At 61.7% G+C, this 19,040-nt stretch carries 18 protein-coding genes and 1 tRNA gene; 10 read left to right on the top strand and 9 right to left on the bottom strand.

All coding sequences use genetic code 11. The features are described 5' to 3' along the window. Window positions 1–78: 78 nt before the first annotated feature. Entirely contained in the window at window positions 79–234 is a 156-nt protein-coding gene (locus tag LOC54_RS07365; protein WP_279313178.1) for a hypothetical protein, read from the bottom strand. Between the two features lie 207 nt (window positions 235–441). Between LOC54_RS07365 and dksA the strand changes: the two genes are divergently transcribed. From dksA to LOC54_RS07345, 4 genes are all read left to right on the top strand, one after another. Continuing rightward, window positions 442–855, top strand: a complete 414-nt coding sequence (dksA, locus tag LOC54_RS07360) for an RNA polymerase-binding protein DksA (RefSeq protein ID WP_279313177.1) — start codon at window positions 442–444, stop codon at window positions 853–855. Window positions 856–911: 56 nt separating this feature from the next. Then, a tRNA-Thr gene (locus tag LOC54_RS07355) sits at window positions 912–986 on the top strand. Between the two features lie 180 nt (window positions 987–1,166). Next, window positions 1,167–2,846 carry a hypothetical protein gene (locus LOC54_RS07350; protein ID WP_279313176.1) on the top strand — a complete coding sequence of 560 codons (1,680 nt, stop codon included), beginning with the start codon at window positions 1,167–1,169 and terminating at the stop codon, window positions 2,844–2,846. A 99-nt stretch (window positions 2,847–2,945) separates the two neighbouring features. Next, window positions 2,946–3,785 carry an OmpW family protein gene (locus LOC54_RS07345; protein WP_279313175.1) on the top strand — a complete coding sequence of 280 codons (840 nt, stop codon included), beginning with the start codon at window positions 2,946–2,948 and terminating at the stop codon, window positions 3,783–3,785. Window positions 3,786–3,839: 54 nt separating this feature from the next. Here LOC54_RS07345 and LOC54_RS07340 read toward each other — a convergent pair whose 3' ends face one another. Together LOC54_RS07340 and LOC54_RS07335 are read right to left on the bottom strand one after the other, a co-directional pair. Beyond that, window positions 3,840–4,934 carry a purine nucleoside permease gene (locus tag LOC54_RS07340; RefSeq protein ID WP_279313174.1) on the bottom strand — a complete coding sequence of 365 codons (1,095 nt, stop codon included), beginning with the start codon at window positions 4,932–4,934 and terminating at the stop codon, window positions 3,840–3,842. A gap of 55 nt (window positions 4,935–4,989) precedes the next feature. Continuing rightward, window positions 4,990–6,729 carry a tetratricopeptide repeat protein gene (locus tag LOC54_RS07335; RefSeq protein ID WP_279313173.1) on the bottom strand — a complete coding sequence of 580 codons (1,740 nt, stop codon included), beginning with the start codon at window positions 6,727–6,729 and terminating at the stop codon, window positions 4,990–4,992. 257 nt (window positions 6,730–6,986) lie between these two features. Between LOC54_RS07335 and LOC54_RS07330 the strand changes: the two genes are divergently transcribed. Further along, window positions 6,987–7,811 (top strand): uracil-DNA glycosylase, encoded by an 825-nt coding sequence (locus LOC54_RS07330; protein WP_279313172.1) that lies wholly within the window; start codon window positions 6,987–6,989, stop codon window positions 7,809–7,811. A gap of 199 nt (window positions 7,812–8,010) precedes the next feature. Beyond that, the gene (locus LOC54_RS07325) at window positions 8,011–9,975 is read left to right on the top strand and encodes a transglycosylase SLT domain-containing protein (protein ID WP_408740315.1); all 1,965 of its coding nucleotides are present in this window, start codon (window positions 8,011–8,013) and stop codon (window positions 9,973–9,975) included. A gap of 132 nt (window positions 9,976–10,107) precedes the next feature. On the opposite strand, the gene LOC54_RS07320 is transcribed toward LOC54_RS07325, so the two are convergent. The 5 genes from LOC54_RS07320 to LOC54_RS07300 all read right to left on the bottom strand — a co-directional run bounded on the left by LOC54_RS07320 (window position 10,108) and on the right by LOC54_RS07300 (window position 14,952). Continuing rightward, entirely contained in the window at window positions 10,108–11,331 is a 1,224-nt protein-coding gene (locus LOC54_RS07320) for a phosphoglycerate kinase (RefSeq protein WP_279313170.1), read from the bottom strand. Then, the gene (gene gap, locus LOC54_RS07315) at window positions 11,331–12,353 is read right to left on the bottom strand and encodes a type I glyceraldehyde-3-phosphate dehydrogenase (protein WP_279313169.1); all 1,023 of its coding nucleotides are present in this window, start codon (window positions 12,351–12,353) and stop codon (window positions 11,331–11,333) included. The genes LOC54_RS07320 and gap overlap by 1 nt, the downstream gene beginning before the upstream one ends. Window positions 12,354–12,672: 319 nt before the next feature. Continuing rightward, entirely contained in the window at window positions 12,673–12,996 is a 324-nt protein-coding gene (locus tag LOC54_RS07310; protein ID WP_279313168.1) for a hypothetical protein, read from the bottom strand. After that, window positions 12,963–13,319, bottom strand: coding sequence for a helix-turn-helix domain containing protein (locus tag LOC54_RS07305; protein WP_279313167.1), 357 nt, complete (start codon window positions 13,317–13,319; stop codon window positions 12,963–12,965). Before LOC54_RS07305 ends, LOC54_RS07310 begins: the two co-directional genes overlap by 34 nt. Window positions 13,320–13,434: 115 nt before the next feature. Then, entirely contained in the window at window positions 13,435–14,952 is a 1,518-nt protein-coding gene (locus LOC54_RS07300; protein WP_279313166.1) for a succinate CoA transferase, read from the bottom strand. A 263-nt stretch (window positions 14,953–15,215) separates the two neighbouring features. On the opposite strand from LOC54_RS07300, the gene LOC54_RS07295 reads away from it, so the two are divergent. The 4 genes from LOC54_RS07295 (at window position 15,216) to gltA (ending at window position 18,410) form a co-directional block, all read left to right on the top strand. After that, complete coding sequence (locus tag LOC54_RS07295; protein WP_279313180.1) at window positions 15,216–15,974, top strand: metallophosphoesterase; 759 nt, start codon at window positions 15,216–15,218, stop codon at window positions 15,972–15,974. A gap of 97 nt (window positions 15,975–16,071) precedes the next feature. After that, a complete protein-coding gene (locus LOC54_RS07290; protein WP_408740316.1) occupies window positions 16,072–16,431 on the top strand; it encodes a chorismate mutase in 360 nt (119 codons plus the stop codon). Continuing rightward, window positions 16,428–16,961 (top strand): histidine phosphatase family protein, encoded by a 534-nt coding sequence (locus LOC54_RS07285; RefSeq protein WP_279313164.1) that lies wholly within the window; start codon window positions 16,428–16,430, stop codon window positions 16,959–16,961. Before LOC54_RS07290 ends, LOC54_RS07285 begins: the two co-directional genes overlap by 4 nt. Before the next feature lie 150 nt (window positions 16,962–17,111). Beyond that, window positions 17,112–18,410 carry a citrate synthase gene (gltA, locus tag LOC54_RS07280; protein ID WP_279313163.1) on the top strand — a complete coding sequence of 433 codons (1,299 nt, stop codon included), beginning with the start codon at window positions 17,112–17,114 and terminating at the stop codon, window positions 18,408–18,410. 171 nt (window positions 18,411–18,581) lie between these two features. Here gltA and LOC54_RS07275 read toward each other — a convergent pair whose 3' ends face one another. Beyond that, window positions 18,582–18,911: a carbohydrate porin gene (locus tag LOC54_RS07275; protein WP_279313179.1), complete on the bottom strand. Its 330-nt coding sequence runs from the start codon at window positions 18,909–18,911 to the stop codon at window positions 18,582–18,584. Window positions 18,912–19,040: the final 129 nt, after the last annotated feature.

The raw sequence follows: 19,040 nt of genomic DNA, 5'->3' as shown, positions 1-19,040 counted from the left end.
TAACCATGACAGACCCAACATGGGGAACGGTGGGTTCACACCCGCCCAGAAACTAAAAACAGCTGCCTGAATTCTCACTCAACGCCCCATTAAAAATGGGGAGATTACCTGGACACCTTCATAGTCCGCGATATCCTTGATCCGGACGCGGGCCGCATCTGCGGGCTGACAGACCAGAAGCGCCGCACCGGTCAGGAATCCTGCCGTCAGACGTGTCATCAGGGAAAGCTTCATATCCGGAACGCGTCACCTTAAATCAACCGGCTGTCACTATCCCCGGTAAGAGCAAACAAATTCTTAAACGGGACGCTTCCGCGGAATTATCTCAATTTTTAAACCGTTCCCGGCCTTGGCTCTGCTCTCCTGGCCCGGTATAAGCGCCCCGGCTTTACAAGGGCGGGCCTCCGCCCGCGGCAGGAACCGCAGAACGGGAACCACGGGATGATCACACTGCCTCCTGACTATCGTCCGTCCGACTCCGAAGACTTCATGAATCCTCTGCAGGTGGAATATTTCCGGCAGAAGCTTCTCCGCTGGCGCGGGGATCTCCTCAAGGAGGCGGACGAGACTCTTGCAAGTCTGTCCGAGGGCGGCATTCACGAGGCGGACATTACGGACCGGGCCAGTGTCGAGACCGACCGCGCGCTGGAGCTGCGCACGCGTGACCGTGCCCGCAAACTGATCGGCAAGATCAGCCAGGCGCTGCAGAGAATCGAGCTGGGGACCTATGGCTACTGCGAGGATACCGGGGAGCCGATCGGTCTGAAGCGTCTTGAGGCCCGTCCGATCGCGACGCTGTCGATCGAGGCTCAGGAGCGGCACGAGCGGATGGAAAAAATCCACCGCGACGACTGATCTTTCCTCACCCTCTTGCGGCGGGAGGGGAAAGAGAGTAGGAAGCGCCCGGTTGCGCTGCTGTAGCTCAGTGGTAGAGCACTCCCTTGGTAAGGGAGAGGTCGCGAGTTCAATCCTCGCCAGCAGCACCATTCCTCTGGAAATCTTTATACTGTGACGATGGCAACGGGCGGCCTGTGTGCTCCGTGCCACACATGATCCGGGAATCTTCTCCCGGGGCGCATCCGCGCGAACCCCGGCCCTCTGAAAACATTGATATCATTCTCCGGCAGCGAGTCTTCCGGCTGGTCCTCCCTGTTGTGAAAGACGACATGATATCGCTGTCCCGCCGCTTCCTTTCTGAAGCCCTGATCTGTCTTGCCTGCCTTCTGACCGGTGCGGTCGGCTCCGTCCTGATCGGGCAGGACCGTTTTTCCGATCTGCGGAACTACCATCTCTACAACCCCTGGGCTTTCCTGCACGGGCGGGCCATGCAGGACATCGTTCCTGCCGATCTACAGACGTTTTTCAATCCGCTTCCGGACCTGCCTGTCTGGTTCCTCGGGACCGGTCCCCTGGCGGCGTTTCCCCGGCTTTTTGCCGCCGTGCAGGGGCTGTGGTTCGGACTGTTCCTGATTCTGCTCCTGACGCTGCTGCGTCGGGCGGAGGCCCTGCGGAGCGGGCAGTCCTCATGGGCCGTGTTCTGCGCCTTCCTTCTGGGCGGCTCGGGAGCGGCTTCCATCTGTCAGCTCGGGCTGTCCTCGAATGAGGTGATGCTGGCCGATCTGGTTCTGGGCGGGCTGATTCTGCTGCTTCCGCATCCCGGGCGAGGGGCTGTCCTGCGGGCGGGGCGGCTCGTCCTGGCCGGGGCACTGACCGGTGCGGCGGCCGGGCTCAAGCCCACAGCCATCATCTATCTCCCTGCCCTGACCCTGGCGGCAGGCGCGATTGTCTTTTCCTCCGCGCGCGATTTCCGGGCATCCGTGCGGGCGATGATCCTGACGGGGCTGGGCTGCACGGGCGGGTTTCTTGCGGCATATGGCTGGTGGGCGGTGCATCTGTGGCGCATGACGGGCAATCCGGTCTTCCCGATGTTCAGCTATCTGTTCCACTCGGACTGGGTGCCGCCCCTGCCGTTTACGGATGAGCGCTACAAGCCGAAGACCCTGGTTCAATGGCTGGCCTATCCGTTTTTCTGGCTGCAGGGAAAGCCGATGGTCGTGACCGAGCCGGAGCTTGCCGATATGCGGTTTGCCTTTGCCTGGCTGTCCTGTCTGGTGCTTCTTCCACTGACATTTATCCCCCGGCTGAGGCGTCCGGGCATCAGCCTGCCGGTGCGGGCCGGGTTTCTCTGCTTTGCGATCGTGTCCTATGTGCTCTGGGTGAAGCTCTATTCCATCCTGCGTTATGCCATCCCTATGGAGGCTCTGACGGGGTGGATGGTGACGGAGGCCCTGCGCGACGGCTGCTCTTTCCTCCGCACCGTTTCCGTAAGACAGACCCTTTTCCGATATACCTCCGGCGGCCTGATGGTGCTGGCGGCGCTTACGACCCGGTATCCGGGATTCGGGCATACGCATTTTATGGGCCGGACTTTTGAGATCGCGCCGCTGCCGCTACCAGAGAACAGCATCGTTCTTCTTGAGGGGCGGACGCTGTCCTATTTTCTTCCCTTTGCCCGGAACACGCAGAGCGCGACGTTTATCGGTCTGAACGACATGATGCAGAAGGGGCTGGAATACGATCCGGGACGCAGGGCGCGCGCGCTGCTGGCTGAGCCGGGCAGGCCCGTTTTCCTGCTGCGTAAATCATCAGAGGATGAAGACGACAATTTCACCGGGCTGCTGGATGCACTGATCCCCGGAGCGCGTGTGACGCAGTGTCGTCATGCGCCTTCGGCACTGCAGCGCCGCAAGAAAGATCTTACTTATGAAGGTCTGCCTGTTTTCCTGTGCCGCGTCAGTAAAGAACCGGTTATTTATCCTGCCGCGGAGCAGAATGATCACAAATAGAGCATCATGATAATATATTGATCTGAATCAACGACTTCATTTCATGGGCGTGATTTACCGGCTGCAGACATACCTGAAGCCGAAGTGAAGCACGCCATCATGACCTCATATCGTACGGGATTTGCTGCCCTGATCACCCTGCCGGTTCTGGCAGCCGCGACCGCCGCGTCCGCGCAGACGGCCACACAGACTGCCGCGCCCGGGCCGCACGATCCGCAGGCGCGTGCCTATGTCAGTGCGCCGATCGCCGCTCCGGCGGCCTATACTCCGGCACCGCATGGCGGGCACTGCGGTGTTTTCGAGACCTGTGCCTCTACAAAAATCGGTCTCGGGAAAGGTGATTTCATGATCCGCCTTTCCGCGATGGGTATTCTGCCGCAGGATCGTGACAGCCGCGTCTGGGTGAACGGCGCGCGCATGTATGGCACGCATACTTCCACCACCAACCAGGCCATGCCGGAGTTCACCTTCGAGTATTTCATCACCGACCATATTGCTGCCGATCTGATCGTTACCAGTACGCGTCATGAAGTATCTGCAAATGGCGGAATGCTGGCCGGTGTGGCGGGGCAGCATAAGACCGATCTCGGGAAGGCCTGGGTTCTGCCCCCTGCCCTGACCTTCACCTGGCATTTCCGTCCGCATAAGCGGTTCAATCCCTATGTCGGTGTCGGTGTGGATTTTCAGTGGTTCTATAACATGAAGGGTTCGGGAGCTCTGGGGCTGACCAAGCTCAATGCCGGATTTACGGCGGGGCCGCTGGTCAATGTCGGATTTGATTATCAGGTGGTCGGCAACTGGTTCGTCAATGCCGATGTGAAGCAGATTTTCTCCCGGATGCATGCCTGGGCGCAGAACGACAGCGAGACGCTGCGCGGTCGTGTTCATGAGTCGCTTGATCCGACTGTCGTGTCCGCAGGTATTGCCTATCGCTTCTGAGGAGAGCGCGTGCCCGGGTATGTCTCCGGGCACGCGTTCTTTGCCGTTTCCGGCTTAAGGCAGAGGTGCGGACGGCACGTTATTTTCGTATTTATCCCAGTGCAGCGCGAGTTCTTTTACGACCACGCTGCCGACGCGCCAGACTGAGTCTACCGAGGGCAGAAATCCGGCATAGCCCTTGCCGTGTTCCTCATCATTGAGGAAACCGGCCGGACTCTGACCCGGGGGCGGCATGTCGTAATTACTGCCGGTCCGCAGGAGCAGGACGCGGTTCATATCGACACGACCGGCCTTTGCCTGGGCGGACAGGGCCTGCATAAAGCCGATATCCTCCTCCGCCGTGGTGACGAGATGCCCCTGGCCTCCGGTCCAGTATTTCACCCAGCGTTCCGCCCAGTCATTCAGCTTCGGACCGACCCAGAATGTTTCGGATGAGATCGTGTCTCCGGTCAGGACCGAGGGCGGCTTCATCGCTTCGGGGAAGCCGGTGTAGCGGGCGCGGCTTGTCTTCATCTCCGCCGTATCGGGGAGCGGGATATTTTTTGTCAGGGCGAAGGCCCAGCCGGTCAGGCCCGGATTGAGGGTATAGCCCATATCCCCGGACATGGAGTGCAGCGGCGGGACGGGTTTTTCATCCGGGCGGCTGCCCTGGACCGGCGTATAGCCATCGGACCAGTCCTTCGGGATCTCGCGGGGGTCGATCAGATGTGACAGCCCTCCGTTGACCACGCGGGGTGTCCAGACGGCGGAGCCGATAGAGGCGGCTCTGGGGTCAATCCCGGCAATTCCCGCCAGAACGAAATAGCTTTTCCTGAGATCGAAACGCGGATCGAGTACCAGGCCGGTGATAGCGGAGGCCATATGCTCCGGCCCCTCTCCGCTGACGATCCCCAGGACCTGCATCTGCGGATTGTACCGCATCACGCCGTGATCGGTCCCCGGTGCGGGCAGTTCCTGCGACAGCGGCAGTTTTTCAACCCAGGTCTGGAATTCTCCCGGTGTATCGCCTGTATCCTTGCCGATCTCGAAGGTTGTGACCACGACCACCCGGACGGGGATCTGCCCGGAAGCAGGGGCTGCCCGGGCGACGGCGGAGGATGCGACGAGACCGAGGGCGGCGGCTGTCAGAAAGCGGGATTTCAGCGGCATGGCGGATGTCCTGAGCTGGATATGTGACAGTCTTCACCCTTAAAGCGGGCGGTTTTCAGTGCGCCTTGCTGCCGGCGTCCGACAGGGCCTTGCGGATTTTTTTCTCCACTTCCGGGTCCGGCTTCTGCTGCAGGGCGACGTCCCACTGGTCGATGGCCTCCACATGACGCCCGGCACGCCAGTAGGCCACACCGAGATGGTAGTTCATTTCCGCATCGAGAGGCTCTTTTTCCACGGCCTCTTCCAGAAGGCGCGTTCCGTTTGCGATATCTCCGGTTTCCACCAGCGCCCAGCCAAGGCTGTCACGGATGGCGACATCGTCCGGGTCCAGCATCATGGCGCGTCTGAGGAGCCGGACGGCTTCCTCCCGGTGCTGGCCGCGCTGTATCCATCCATAGCCTAGGAAGTTCAGAATCATCGGCTCGTCCGGCGCAAATGTTCTGGCTTTCTGCAGATCGGCCTCTGCCTCCGCCCATTTTCCCTGCGCCTCAAAAGCTGCGGCCCGACCGAAATACAGCACCCAGTCCCGGACATTCTGCCTGCGCGCGAGGTCTATGGCCTGTGTCCAGGTTTTTACCGCATCGGGATAGTTTTTCTGCTCGGCCTGCAGGCTTGCGAGCACGCGGAGCGGCAGGATCTGATCCGGCACCTCTGCCACGATGCTCTGCAGTTCCTTCACCGCAGCGTCCTGCTGTCCGGCTCTGGTCTCGAGCAGGGCGATACGGAAGCGGACGACGCGGGCGAACGGACTTTTCGGATCGGAGGCACGGAGAATGGCCAGCGCCTCCTCCGGGTGTTTCCGGTCGTTTTCCACCTCTGCCAGCCTCAGCCTGGCGATCGTCAGGTCCGGATCGAGTGACAGGGCGAGGTGCAGCATGAAGAAGGATGCGTCTTCCGCTCCCTGGCTGATGGCAGGTTGCGGAGCGTGGCGGGCTTCCTCGAAGAGCAGGAAGGCAATGACGAGATAGGCATGGGCCAGGCCCTGCTGCGGGGTCGTGACCGGAGGAATGCTGATCGTTGCCTGCAGATCGCTGCCGGAAAGGGCGAATACCGGATCGGAGGCCACGACCTTTCTTATGAGTTCACGTGCCTCGTCGCGGCGACCGTCTTTCCACAGCCACGCCGCACGGGTGCGGGTCAGGAGCAGATCGTCCCCTGATGAGGCGGCTGCCGCACGGGTCAGAAGCTCTCCGGCGCTGCTGGTCAGATTGCTGTATCCGGCGATCAGTGCCGCGTGGGTGAGATAGAACGTCGCGACCGGGGGACGGCTGGCGGCCATCCGGTTCAGATCCGCGATGGCGGCGGCCCCTTCTCCGGCACCGGCCCGGCACCAGGCATCGAGAAGCGGGGTCAGCAGATCATAGAAACCGGTATCGGGCACCATGCGGTACCGGCTGATGGCGTCCTTCCATGCCCCGCGCTTTGCGGCGTCGTTTCCGAGGACCATCGCGGCGATGAGAGAGTGCCCGTTTTCCTTCCGGAGATGCTGCTCCGCAAGCGGAACCACGACCGGGTCTCCGGCAAAGATACTGTATACAAGTGCCCTGCGTAGAAGATCCGTATTCTGCGGATCGGTTTCCAAGGCAGTGCGGTAGCTCCGGGCCGCCTCTTCCATATCTCCCGTAAGTGTTGCGACCACAGCCGTGAGATAGGCACCGGCATTGACCGGCACTGGCGGCGAGACCGGGGGCTTTGCTGCGGCCACGTGAGACGGACGCGCCTGCGCCGGTGGCATCAGCGCGGGCATGACGAGAGATATCAGGGCCGTACCGAGCAGGGCCGGACGCCGCCGCAAGAACCGCAATCCGGTATGTCCGTGCGTTTTATGTGTCTGATACGTCTTATGCGTCTGGTATTCCGGCACGTTCCGCCCTGTATGCTGATCCGGCCTGTGTTCCGGACTGTCCCCGTCGCACCGGATCCGGGTCCGGCCATAATCTTCCCTTGTCTGTAGCCCGTCCGTGAGTAACATCCAAATCCGTAATACGTGGCGGCAATATGTCGTGACGGGCCGGCAGGAGCGGGTCCGGAGATGATCAGGAGACAGGCAGAGTGGCGGCATATCCCGAAGCGGGAGATACGGACGGCCTCCGTGCACTGCTGGCACTTCATCTCGAATGGGGTGTGGATGCAGCCCTGACCGACAGCCCGTATGACAGATTCGCCCGTGCGGCCGAGGCCGCTCCCGCGCGGCCGCAGGAGGGTAAGCCGCCGCGCCGCGCCGCGCCGCCGGTCGTGTCCGCACCAGCCACTCCTCTCCCGCCTGCAGGTCTGCCGGATGAGTTGGACTGTATGGAGTCGCTGTCAGCCGCCCTGGCTGCATTTGACGGCTGTTCGCTGCGCAGGACTGCCATGCATACGGTTCTGGCGGAGGGTCCTGCCGGAGCGCCGGTCATGATTATCGGTGATGCGCCGGATGCGGATGAGGATCGCAGCGGGCGACCGTTTTCCGGTCAGGCCGGGGCCTTGCTGGACGGGATGCTGGGCAGTATCGGTCTGGCGCGCGGCACGCTGGCGGTCGCGGCCGCGATTCCGTGGCGGCCTCCCGGCGGGCGGCCACCCTCTGCCGCAGAGATCGAGGTCTGCCTTCCGCTGCTGCACAGGACCATCGGGCTCATGCGTCCGCAGCGCCTTCTGCTGTGCGGGTCTCTTGCGGCCCGGATGGTGACGGGCCGGACGGAGCCTCTGGCCCGTCTCAGAAATGTCTGGCACGGGATTCCGCTGCGGCTTCGCAGTGCGGAAGGGGTGTGGCAGGACGCGGAGATTCCGGCTCTGGTCATGCGGCATCCGCTGCAGCTGAAGGCCAGTGCCGCGGCCCGCAGGGAAAGCTGGGCTGATATACTGCGGCTGTCCGTGGCAACTGATGAAACGTCATGAAATCACAGGAAATAAAATCCGTTTTTTCCGGTGTATCGAAATAAATACTCACGAACGGTAACATAATCACCATTCAGGTAAACATGCGTGATTTCATGCCGGAAATGACCGGGATTTCCTGACACATTTGTATGACTTCCGATACGGAATGCAGGAAAGGCTTGCGTTCACAGACGAATACACCTAGACCCCCCGCGTTATGCGAAACCCAGGACACTCCCCCCGGCACGTCACAGTCCGGCACATGACGGCCAGAGTTCTTCTGACCGGCGCGCTGCTGCTGGTCAGTGCACCGATGGCGATGTCCCGTCCCGGCCTTCCCGAAGGCGGACGGCGCTCTCCGTCCGGCGATTCCGCGCAGTCCCGTCAGGGTGTGCAGGAGGAACTCGCCATGATCGTTCCCCACTTCCGCACGGGGGACGGCTCTCCGCTGTCGCTGCCACGCCCGCTGGCTCCGGCTGAGGCTACTCTGGTGACCTCCGTTTTCCGGCTTCAGCGCCAGGGCGCTTTTCCAGAGGCGCTCACCAGTTCGACCCGTCTGACGGATGTGACCCTGCTGGGTGATCTGCAGGCGGAGCGTTATCTCAGCCCGTCCTATCATCCGACCGTTCATGAGCTTCAGCTCTGGCTGAAGGCGCATTCCGACATGGCGGATGCACCGGCGGTCTATGCCCGTCTGGCGTCGCTTCCGGATCATGGCGCCCTGCCTCCCGCACCGTCCTCCGACATGCTGCGGCCTGATGAGACCGGTTTCCAGAGTACGGACGAGCTGCACATCACCCGTAATCCGCTGCTGGACCGGACGGTGCAGGAGCGTGCCTCGTCCGGTGTGAAGGGAGCACGAAGCGCCCTTCATCTGGTCGATATCACGCCGGGCATGACGGGGGCCTATGCGGCACAGCTTGGCGGAGAGATTGCCCGCGATCTGCTGGCCTCCGGTGACTATGCCGAGGCCCTGCGCACGGGCGAGCAGGCCTTCCTGCGCGGGGACAGGCGTGTCGGAGAGCCTGCCTATGTGGCCGGCCTTGCCGCCTGGGCGCTCGGGCAGCACGAGGAGGCCGCGACGCTGTTCGGTGCGGCAGCCCGCGCGCCTGATACCTCGACGGAGCTGCGTTCGGGGGCCGCGTTCTGGGCGGCGCGGGCGCATCGTATGCTCGGTGAGGCCAGCACCTTCCGTCCGTGGCTGCAGCGGGCAAGTGTTGCGCCGCGCAGCTTTTACGGACGTCTGGCGACGCGTATGCTGACGCATGAGATGCCGGAACAGGACAGGGCCTCGTCCCTGCTGCATCCGGCGGCGGTCGAGAACGAGATCGAGGCGGCTCCTGCCGCGCCGGTTCTGACGGAAATCGATATCGAGGCTGTCTCTTCCCTGCCGGTCGGACGCCGCTTCTTTGCGCTCCTCCAGGTGGGCGAGCAGAGGCGTGCGGAAGAGGCTCTGCGCCGCTACTGGCCGAAGCTTCATAACGATACGGCGATGGCGCGGTCGATGCAGATCGTGGCCGAGGCAGCCGGTCTGACGGATCTGTCTCTCCAGATGTCCGATGCACTGGCTTCCACAGCCGGAGGCAAGGCGTCTCCGCTGCCTCTGCCGCCGCTGCATCCGCATCATGGTTTCACCGTGGATCCCGCGCTGGTCTATGCGCTGACGCATCTGGAATCGAATTTCAATGCCGGGGCGGTATCGGGTGCCGGTGCGCATGGCCTGATGCAGATCCAGCCCGTGACGGCCGGCTTTGTCACCGGGGAGGCCTCACGCTTTACGGATACACCGGATGCGCTGCACGATCCGGGGCTGAACCTCGATATCGGGCAGGCCTATCTCCAGTATCTGGCCAGGCTGAGCCTCCGGGGCGGAAAGCACGTTCCGGCCGGGGGGGACATGATCCGGATGCTGGCGGGCTATAACGCCGGACCGGGGGCGATTTCCCGCTGGGAGGGGCATACCGGCGCGACGGATGATCCGTTCCTCTATATCGAGGCTCTTCCGAGCCCGGAGACCCGCGCCTATGTGCGTCAGGCTCTGACGGCGCTGTGGAATTATGCGGACAGGCTGAAGCTGCCCAAGCCGTCTCTTGAGGCGCTGGCGGCCGGTGAATGGCCTGCGTTTGCGGAGGAGCAGAAACTGGCGCTCAGCAGCATGAGGAGGCCGCGCCTTCTTCACTGATGAGATGAGGGGAAGCGGCTACTCTCCTCAACGGTCAGGGAGCAGAATCACGCGCTGAAAATTTCAGGGCCGGGACATGCCTGCAGAGACAAAAAAGCCAGGAGATATCTCCCGGCTTTTTTTCTGCTGATCTCAGAGAGGAAAGGCGTCCTTCAGCGTTTCCTTCAGGACCGTAACGCCGGGAAGGACCTTGCCCTCCAGCCATTCCAGAAATGCGCCGCCTGCTGAGGAGACATAGGACATGTCGTGCAGCACGCCTGCATGACGCAGGGCTGAGACCGTATCGCCGCCCCCTGCCACGGTCCGCAGCTTCCCGGCCTGTGTCAGGCGCGCGGCCTCACGGGCGACCTCGTTGGTTGCCGTATCGAACGGGGGCAGCTCGAACACGCCGAGCGGGCCGTTCCAGACCAGGGTTTTCAGCCCGGCCAGCTTGCGCGTGAGCAGGGCCACCGTTTCCGGACCTGCATCCAGTGCCATCCAGCCTGACGGAATGCTGTCGGCGCTGACGGTTCTGGTCGGTGCACCGGCCATGAACTCCTCAGACATGACGACATCGACCGGCAGGACCAGATCGCAGCCTTTTTCCTCAGCCTTCTTCATGATGGTGCGGGCCGTGTCGAGCATCTCCTCTTCCTTGAGGGATGTGCCGACATCATAGCCTTTTGCCGCGAGGAAGGTGTTGGCCATCGCACCGCCGACGGCGAGCATGTCCACTTTTTCCAGCAGGTTTTCCAGAAGCTCCAGCTTCGTGGAGACCTTCGCACCGCCGACAATGGCACCGACCGGACGATCGGGGTTCTCCAGAGCCGCATCGAGAGCTTTCAGCTCGATTTCCATCAGCCGTCCCGCGAAGGACGGGAGGTGGCGGGCAACACCCTCTGTGGAGGCATGGGCACGATGCGCTGCCGAGAACGCATCGTTCACATACACATCCGCCAGAGAGGCCAGGGCTTTTGCCATCTCCGGATCGTTCTTTTCCTCACCCGGATAGAACCGGGTGTTTTCCAGAACGACCACATCCCCGTCCTTCATCGCGTCGACGGCGGAACGGGCGGTATCACCGAGGCAGTCCGGCACGAACGTCACGGCATGACCGATCTGATCACCGAGCGCTTTCGCGACCGGCTCCAGCGACATTTCCGGCACGACCTTCCCTTTGGGGCGGTCGAAATGGCTGACGACGATCACGCGGCCGCCCTTGTCGGACAGCTCGCGGATCGTGGGGACCAGGCGCTCGATACGGGTCAGGTCGGAAATCTTCCCGTCCCGCACCGGCACGTTGAGATCCGCGCGCAGGAGAACTTTCTTCCCGCGCGGATCAAGCCCGTCGAGCGTGCGCCAGCTGTCCCCGGACATCAGAGTGCTCCGAATACGGCGGCGGTATCGGACATACGGTTGGAGAAGCCCCACTCATTATCATACCAGGAGCAGACGCGTACCAGCTTGCCGCCGTCCACCAGAGAGGTCTGGGTGGCGTCGAAGGCGGAGGAGGCCAGGCAGTGGTTGAAGTCGGAGCTGACCAGGGGGGCCTCGTTATAGGCGAGGATTCCCTTGAGCGGGCCGGACTCGGAGGCCTTCCTCAGGGCGGCGTTCACTTCCTCGACTGAGCCGGGAATGGTTTTCGGCACGAAATCGAGCGACACGACCGAGACATTGGCCGTGGGCACGCGGATGGCGGTGCCGTCGAGCTTTCCCTTGAGATGCGGAAGCACCAGACCGACGGCCTTGGCCGCGCCGGTGGAAGTCGGGATCATGTTCAGGGCCGCGGCGCGGGCGCGACGCAGATCCTTATGCAGCGTGTCCACCGTGCGCTGGTCACCGGTGTAGGAATGGATCGTGACCATGTAGCCGCGCTCGATTCCGAATGTCTCGTCAAGGATTTTCGCAACCGGAGCCAGACAGTTCGTGGTGCATGATGCGTTCGAGATGACCGTCATGTCAGATGTCAGCACGTCCTGGTTGACGCCGAACACGACCGTTGCATCGACATCCGTTCCCGGAGCGGAGATCAGCACCTTGCGGGCGCCGGCCTGCAGCAGCGGAGCGGCTTTCTCCTTGCTGGTGAACAGACCCGTGCACTCCATGGCCACGTCCACGCCCTTGAAGGGTACTTTGGACGGATCACGCTCGGCGGACACCGCGATCGGGTCCCAGGTCCGGCCATTGGCCGTGATGATCAGGTTTCTGCCCTCGACCCGCACCTCTGCCGGAAGACGACCGTGGACGCTGTCATAGGCCAGAAGATGCGCGTTATCCTCTACGCTGCCGAGATCATTGATTGCGACAGGCACGACATCCGTGCGGCCGCTTTCGATAATGCCGCGCAGGACGAGGCGGCCGATACGACCGAAGCCGTTGATGGCAATTTTGACAGCCACGAGTCATTCTCCGTTGTTGTTATTTACCGTTGCTTACCGATGTCGTTCATACACCCAAATTCCGGCACATGCACGTACTCCCCCGAACGCCGTGACCATGCTTTCGTCCGCTACACGAGCCCGCGATCAGAAATCTTTTTTCCGGTCGGGGCGAAGGATGTCGTGCAGCGTTCATGTCCGGACTGAGACAGAATATGGTGAGTGCGCCTGTGGCCGGGGAGCAGAAATTTCCGCTGTTTCCGGGGCTTCCGGTCTCTGAGGCCACCGGGTTTTCGCTGATGTCACAGGGCTGTCTCAGCCCGGGCTCCGGTCCTGGTTTTTATGATCGGTCCGGGCTGGCGGTCTGAGCGGGGGCCGCCTCGTGTCTGAAGATTTTTATGATCTGCGCGGCAATATCCCGGCGTGAGAGGCGTCCTTCGCGATACCAGCCATCCGCAGAGTTGAGCAGGCTCAGTAGCAGGATTCTGTAGAGGCTCGGATCAATCCCCGGGGCCAGGGGCAGGTCTGCCACCAGTCTGCGGAAGATGGTCTCAAAGCCGTCGCGCTGGATGATCAGTGCCTGCTGCACGCCGGGAGGAACACTCCTGAAGGAATTCACCAGCGGGAGTGTCAGGGAGCCGGTATTGAGGCGGATTTCCAGCACTTCGAGACATGCCGCCTCCAGCCGCTCCAGGGATCGGTCAGATCGCGCAGGACCCTGCTGATGCGATGGGCCGCCGTCTCCAGGGCTTTCTGATGCACCTCTACGAAAAGGGCCTCTTTCGACCGGAAGTAGTGATAGAGCGAACCGGCGAGCAGTCCGGCATGATCGGCAATTTCGCGCATTGAGGCAGCCCGGTAGCCTTTTGCGGCAAAGAGCTGTGTGGCGACCGTAAGAATTTCCCCCCGCCGGTCCGGCTGTGCGCTTTCCGCCATGACGGAACGGTGCGACCTGGCGGTACGCAGGGCAGAGGGCGGGCGGGACATGATCGGGATTCCGGAGGTTCTGCCGGGCATCGGCGGGAATGTCCGTGCGTATCATGAAAAACGCCGTGCGGGATATCCCGCACGGCGTCTGTTCTCCCGATGAAGAGAGGACGGTTCAGGACGGCAGCATCGTCCCGGTCTCGACAAAGCGCTGGTGCCAGGAAAGGGCTTCGTTGAGCAGGTGGGGCGTGTGCAGTCCGTAGGAGGATTTCTTCGCGCGGGCGAGGTAGTCTTCCAGAAGCGGACGATAGGTCGGGTGGGAGCAGTTTCTGATCACCTGCTCGGCACGCTGGACGGGGCCGAGGCCGCGCATGTCGGCGATGCCCTGCTCCGTAACGATGATCTGACTGTCCTGCATGATGTGATCGATATGGGCGGCAAACGGCACGATGGCCGAGATCTTGCCGTCCTTGGCCGTGGAGGTGGACAGGAAGATGGACAGGAAGGAGTTGCGGGCGAAATCACCCGATCCGCCGATTCCGTTCATCATCCGCGTGCCCATGACACGGGTGGAGTTCACGTTGCCGTAGATATCGGCCTCGATCATGCCGTTCATGGCGATACAGCCGAGGCGGCGGATGACCTCGGGGTTATTGCTGACGTCCTGCTGGCGGAGGATGATCTTCTGACGGAAGAAGGACATCCGGTCGTTGATTTCCTTCGCGGCTTCCGGGCTGAGGGAGAACGAGGTTGCGGACGCGATCTTCATGCGGCCGTTCTCGAGCATTTTCAGCATGCCGTCCTGGATCACCTCACTGTATCCCATGAGGTTCTCGAACGGACCTTCATTCAGGCCTTCGAGCACCGCATTGGCAACGTTGCCGACACCGGACTGCAGGGGCAGAAGGGATTTCGGCATACGGCCCTTCTTCACCTCGTGTTCGAAGAAGTCGAGCAGATATCCGGCGATAGCCTTCGCATTCTGGTCCGGAGCGGCGAACGGCGCGTTGCGATCGGACTCCTCCGACATGACAACGGCTGCGACCTTTGAGGGGTCGACCTTAAGCCACGTCTCTCCGATGCGCTGATCCGCCGCGGTGATGGGGATGATGTCGCGTGAGGGCAGTCCGCTGACATTGCCGCGGAAGATATCGTGCATGCCTTCCAGTTCGGGAGACTGCCAGGTGTTGACCTCGATGATGACTTTCTTCGCGACATCGAGGAAGGTCTGGGAGTTACCGACGGAGGAGGACGGAACGATGCCGCCGTCTTCCGTGATGGCCACAGCCTCGACCACGGCAAAGTCGAAATCGCCGTAATCCCCCTGGACGGCGCGGGGTGCGACAACACCGAGATGGTTGTCGAAATATTCGGTCTCTCCGGAATTGATGTTGTTCCGCATTCCGGCGTCGGTGTTGAACGGAGACCGGTAGGACACGCCGTGCGCCTTTGCCAGGACGCCGTCGCACTGCGGACCCGTGGAGGCACCGGTGACAAGACGGACTTTCAGCTCACGTCCGGCCTCCCGCTCTGCCGTGACCCGGTCTGCAAGCGCCATCGGGACGGATTTCGGATAGCCTGCGCCGGTAAAACCGCTGGTTCCGAGCGTGTCTCCGTTGCTGATGAGAGCGGCGGCGGCCTCGGCGGGTTTTACTTTGGAGCGGAAGGCTTCACTGCGAATGCGGTCGTTCATACAACACCGTCCTGTTTCTTCGTTCTTCTGTCGCGGCCGGTCTTTGTGCGTGATGTCTCCGGACCGCGTTACGTCGCCCTGTTTACGCCTGAAATGATAAAAGATACCTGTCACATGGCTGTGTTCGGGGGCAGAAGATGGCGGATTGTGGCATCCGGACGGATCACGAAATCAGGAGCATGACGGAAAAGAGTTTCCTCTCCCCCCTCGTGCCGGGACAGAATCCTGCCCATATTGGCGGGGAGGGAGTCGAGGGAGCCGCTATGGGAGACAGTGACAGCATCAGGAGCAGTGTCAGTCAGCTGGCGGCCGGGCGGCGTATTCGGGTTGTCGGAGATGTTCACGGGGATCTGGTGGCGTTCCGTCATGCGGTCGCGACCGACTGCTTTGTCATCCAGCTGGGAGACCTTGTGGATTATGGTCCCGACAGTGCGGGTGTCCTGCGGCTGATGAGCCGGATCATTGCCGAGGGGCGGGGTCTGTTCGTGCTCGGCAACCATGATCGTAAGCTGGCCCGTGCGCTTTCAGGCCGGAAGGTCCGGCGCGATGCGGTGCTGGAGGCGACGATTGAGCAGCTTCAGGCGCCCGGCAACGAGGATGTTCTGGAGGAGGCGCTTGATCTCCTTCTGGCCGCGCCGGCCTGGCTGCGCCTTGGTGACCGTCTGTTCGTGCATGGCGGCTTTCATCTGAGAATGCTGACCGATGAGCCGCCTCCGGCCACCGGTGACGTGACCCCTGCCCTGTCCCGCGCCCTGTTCGGGGAGGTTACGGGAAAGATGCAGCCCGACGGCTATCCCGAGCGGCGGCTGAACTGGGTGGATCAGATTCCTGAGCCTGTCACTGTCTATTGTGGGCATGACCGGCGCTCCACGGACGGTCGCCCCTGGATTCGCAGCGGCCGCCGGGGCGGAACGGCTGTTTTTATGGATACGGGGGCCGGAAAGGGCGGACATCTGGCATGGATGGACCTTGATCCCGTTACGGAGCCCGACACGGTATTTTTTCCGGAAACCCGTTTCTGAGGAAGAGCGTCTGAAGGGGAGAGTATCTCTGGGGAAAATCGTCTATAGAAAGGCAACGTCATGATTCTGTGTGAGGTTTCTGTCCTTGGCTGACCCGATCCGATCCGCCTCCGAGTCCACATCCTCTTCCGGCGGCACCCCTCCTGCGGCTCTTCAGGCGCTGCGACAGAGCATTGACAACATTGACACGGCGCTGATTGCCATGCTGGCCGAACGGTTCCGCTGCACGCGGGAGGTCGGGGAGCTCAAGGCCCGGTATGGTCTGCCGGCGGCTGATCCGGCGCGCGAGGCACGGCAGATTGCCCGTCTGCGCTCTCTGGCAGAGGGGACGAAACTGGACCCTGATTTTGCCGAGAAATTCCTCGCGTTCATCATCCGCGAGGTGATCCGCCATCATGAGGCGATCGCCCGGGAGGCTGAGGTGCGGGATACGCCCGGAGGCGTGTCAGCCCCGTGAGACCGGTCGAACACCGCCTGATACTGATGCGCCATGCCGAGGCGCTCCCTCCTCCGGGTGGGGATTACAGCCGCGAGACGGATCTGGCCCGCCCGCTCAGTGCTGACGGCATGAAGACGGCCCGCCGCCGGGGGGCGAAGCTTCGGGCTGACCGGATTTCTCCTGATCTGGTACTGTGCAGTCCGGCCATGCGTACACGGCAGACATATGCCGCCCTGCTGCCGTTTGCGGTGCATGACGCGGAGATCCGGATCGAGCAGACGCTCTATAACGCGGATGCGATGGAGCTTCTGGCGCGGCTGAGGGCCAGTCCTGATTCGGCGCATACGGTGCTTCTGGTCGCGCATAATCCGGGAATTACGGAGCTGGCACAGCTTCTCAACGGTGTTGAGACCTCGCTCCGGGAGGAGTTTCTTCCCGCCACTCTGGCGACCTTCCGGGTGGAGGTGGATGACTTTGATTCCGTGGCCCGGGGGTGGAAAAATCTCGGGCCGCGCACCTCGTGGCTGGAATCTTTCTCGCAATTGTGACCGGATGGCGGCAATTTCCTGCTTCCTCGCAAGAAGGTGACAGCCTGCCCTCTTTCCTCACCGGCGTCAGATCGACACTAATCAGGCCACGACCACAACACGACTGCCATGCGGGGCCTCCCGGACGGCAAGAGCGGGAAGGATGACAGGATGAGTGCTTCACAGACAACATCGGCAAAGCTTACGATCGGGGACAAGACTGCGGAATTTCCCGTTCTCCGGGGAGAACTGGGTCCCGATGTCGTCGATATCCGCAAGCTGCCTTCCGAACTCGGTGTCTTTACCTTCGATCCGGGCTATGGCGAGACGGCGTCCTGTGAGAGCAAGGTCACCTTCATCGACGGCGACAAGGGCATCCTTCTTCATCGCGGCTATCCGATCGAGCAGCTGGCCGAGCATGCCACCTTCCCCGAAGTGGCTCATCTCCTCCTCAACGGAGAGCTGCCGAACGAGGCTCAGTACAAGAAATTTGTCAGCGAGCTGACCAATCACACGCTTCTGCATGAGCAGATCCGTAATTTCTTCAACGGATTCCGTCGTGACGCGCATCCGATGGCCATCCTCTGCGGCACCGTCGGCGCTCTGTCCGCCTTCTATCCGGATGCCAACGACATCTCCTGTCCGGAGAGCCGCCATCTCTCTGCGATGCGCCTGATCGCCAAGCTGCCGACGATTTCCGCCTGGGCGTATAAATATACCCAGGGTGAGACCTTCATGTATCCGCGTAACGATCTGAGCTATGCGGAGAACTTCCTCTATATGATGTTCGCGCGTCCGACCGAGGAGTATAAGATCAATCCGGTTCTGGCGAAGGCCATGGACCGTATCCTGATCCTCCACGCCGATCACGAGCAGAACGCGTCCACCTCCACCGTCCGTCTGGCCGGGTCCACGGGTGCCAATCCGTTTGCCTGCGTTGCCGCCGGTATTGCCGCTCTGTGGGGCCCTGCTCATGGCGGTGCGAACGAGGCCGTTCTGAAGATGCTGTCCTCCATCGGCAGCAAGGAGAACATCCCCGAGTTCATCCGCCAGGTGAAGGACAAGACCAGCGGCGTGAAGCTGATGGGCTTTGGTCATCGCGTCTACAAGAACTTCGATCCGCGTGCGAAGATCATGCAGCAGACCTGCCACGAGGTTCTGAGCGAGCTGGGCATCAAGGACGATCCGCAGCTTGATCTGGCTGTCGAGCTGGAAAAGATCGCCCTGAGCGACGACTACTTCGTGCAGCGTAAGCTGTATCCGAACGTCGATTTCTATTCCGGCATCATTCTCAAGGCGATGGGCATTCCGACCAGCATGTTCACCGTGCTGTTCGCCCTGGCCCGCACCACCGGCTGGATCAGCCAGTGGAAGGAAATGATCGAGGAGCCGGGCCAGCGCATCAGCCGTCCGCGGCAGCTCTACACCGGCTCTCCGAAGCGCGACTACAAGCCGATCAGCGCCCGCTGATCCGCACTCCGACTATCTCGGATCTGATGAAACTCCCTGCTTCGGCAGGGAGTTTTTTTGTTATTCTGATGTCTGCGGATGCGGGGATATCTGAGCGTTTCAGCCCCTGAAAGAACAGTCCGTACAGGAACCATCCTCCGGGAATGATCCCTGCAGCGTGTCATTCTCTTCTCACAGCATGCTTGCCACGAGTGTGGGAAGATCGGCTGTAAACTTGAAACCGAACACGACGGCATGACCAATGTGACGGGTGCGGAACGGAGCCCCGCTCTGATCCGGATTGAGAATGCACTGAAGATTGGGCGAGACACGGATGGCAGGGGTCACCTGGGCACCGTAGGCCAGCTCCATGATATACTGATTATGCCGGATATTTTCATTGCCTCCGGCCCAGCTGCGTGCGGCGCGCATACGCTGCATGGCGAGGCTGGAGAAATTCTGCACGTTGACGACGAAACCGATCGTATCCCGCCTGCGTCCGCGGAAAGTCCCTTTCTGCAGGGCTGAATTGCCCCGGGTTTTGTGGAGACGTTTTTTATCTGATTTAAGCGGCTAAAGCATGTGATTTTTGTTGTGCATAAAAGCGGGCCTCAGCTTCTGTTGGCGGGATGTTTCCAATGGAGGACAGGA

The organism is Acetobacter sp. AN02, assembly GCF_029759835.1.
GTDB lineage: Bacteria > Pseudomonadota > Alphaproteobacteria > Acetobacterales > Acetobacteraceae > Acetobacter.
Note: the sequence above shows the minus strand (reverse complement) of the source record. Positions and strands in the feature narration are given on the sequence as shown.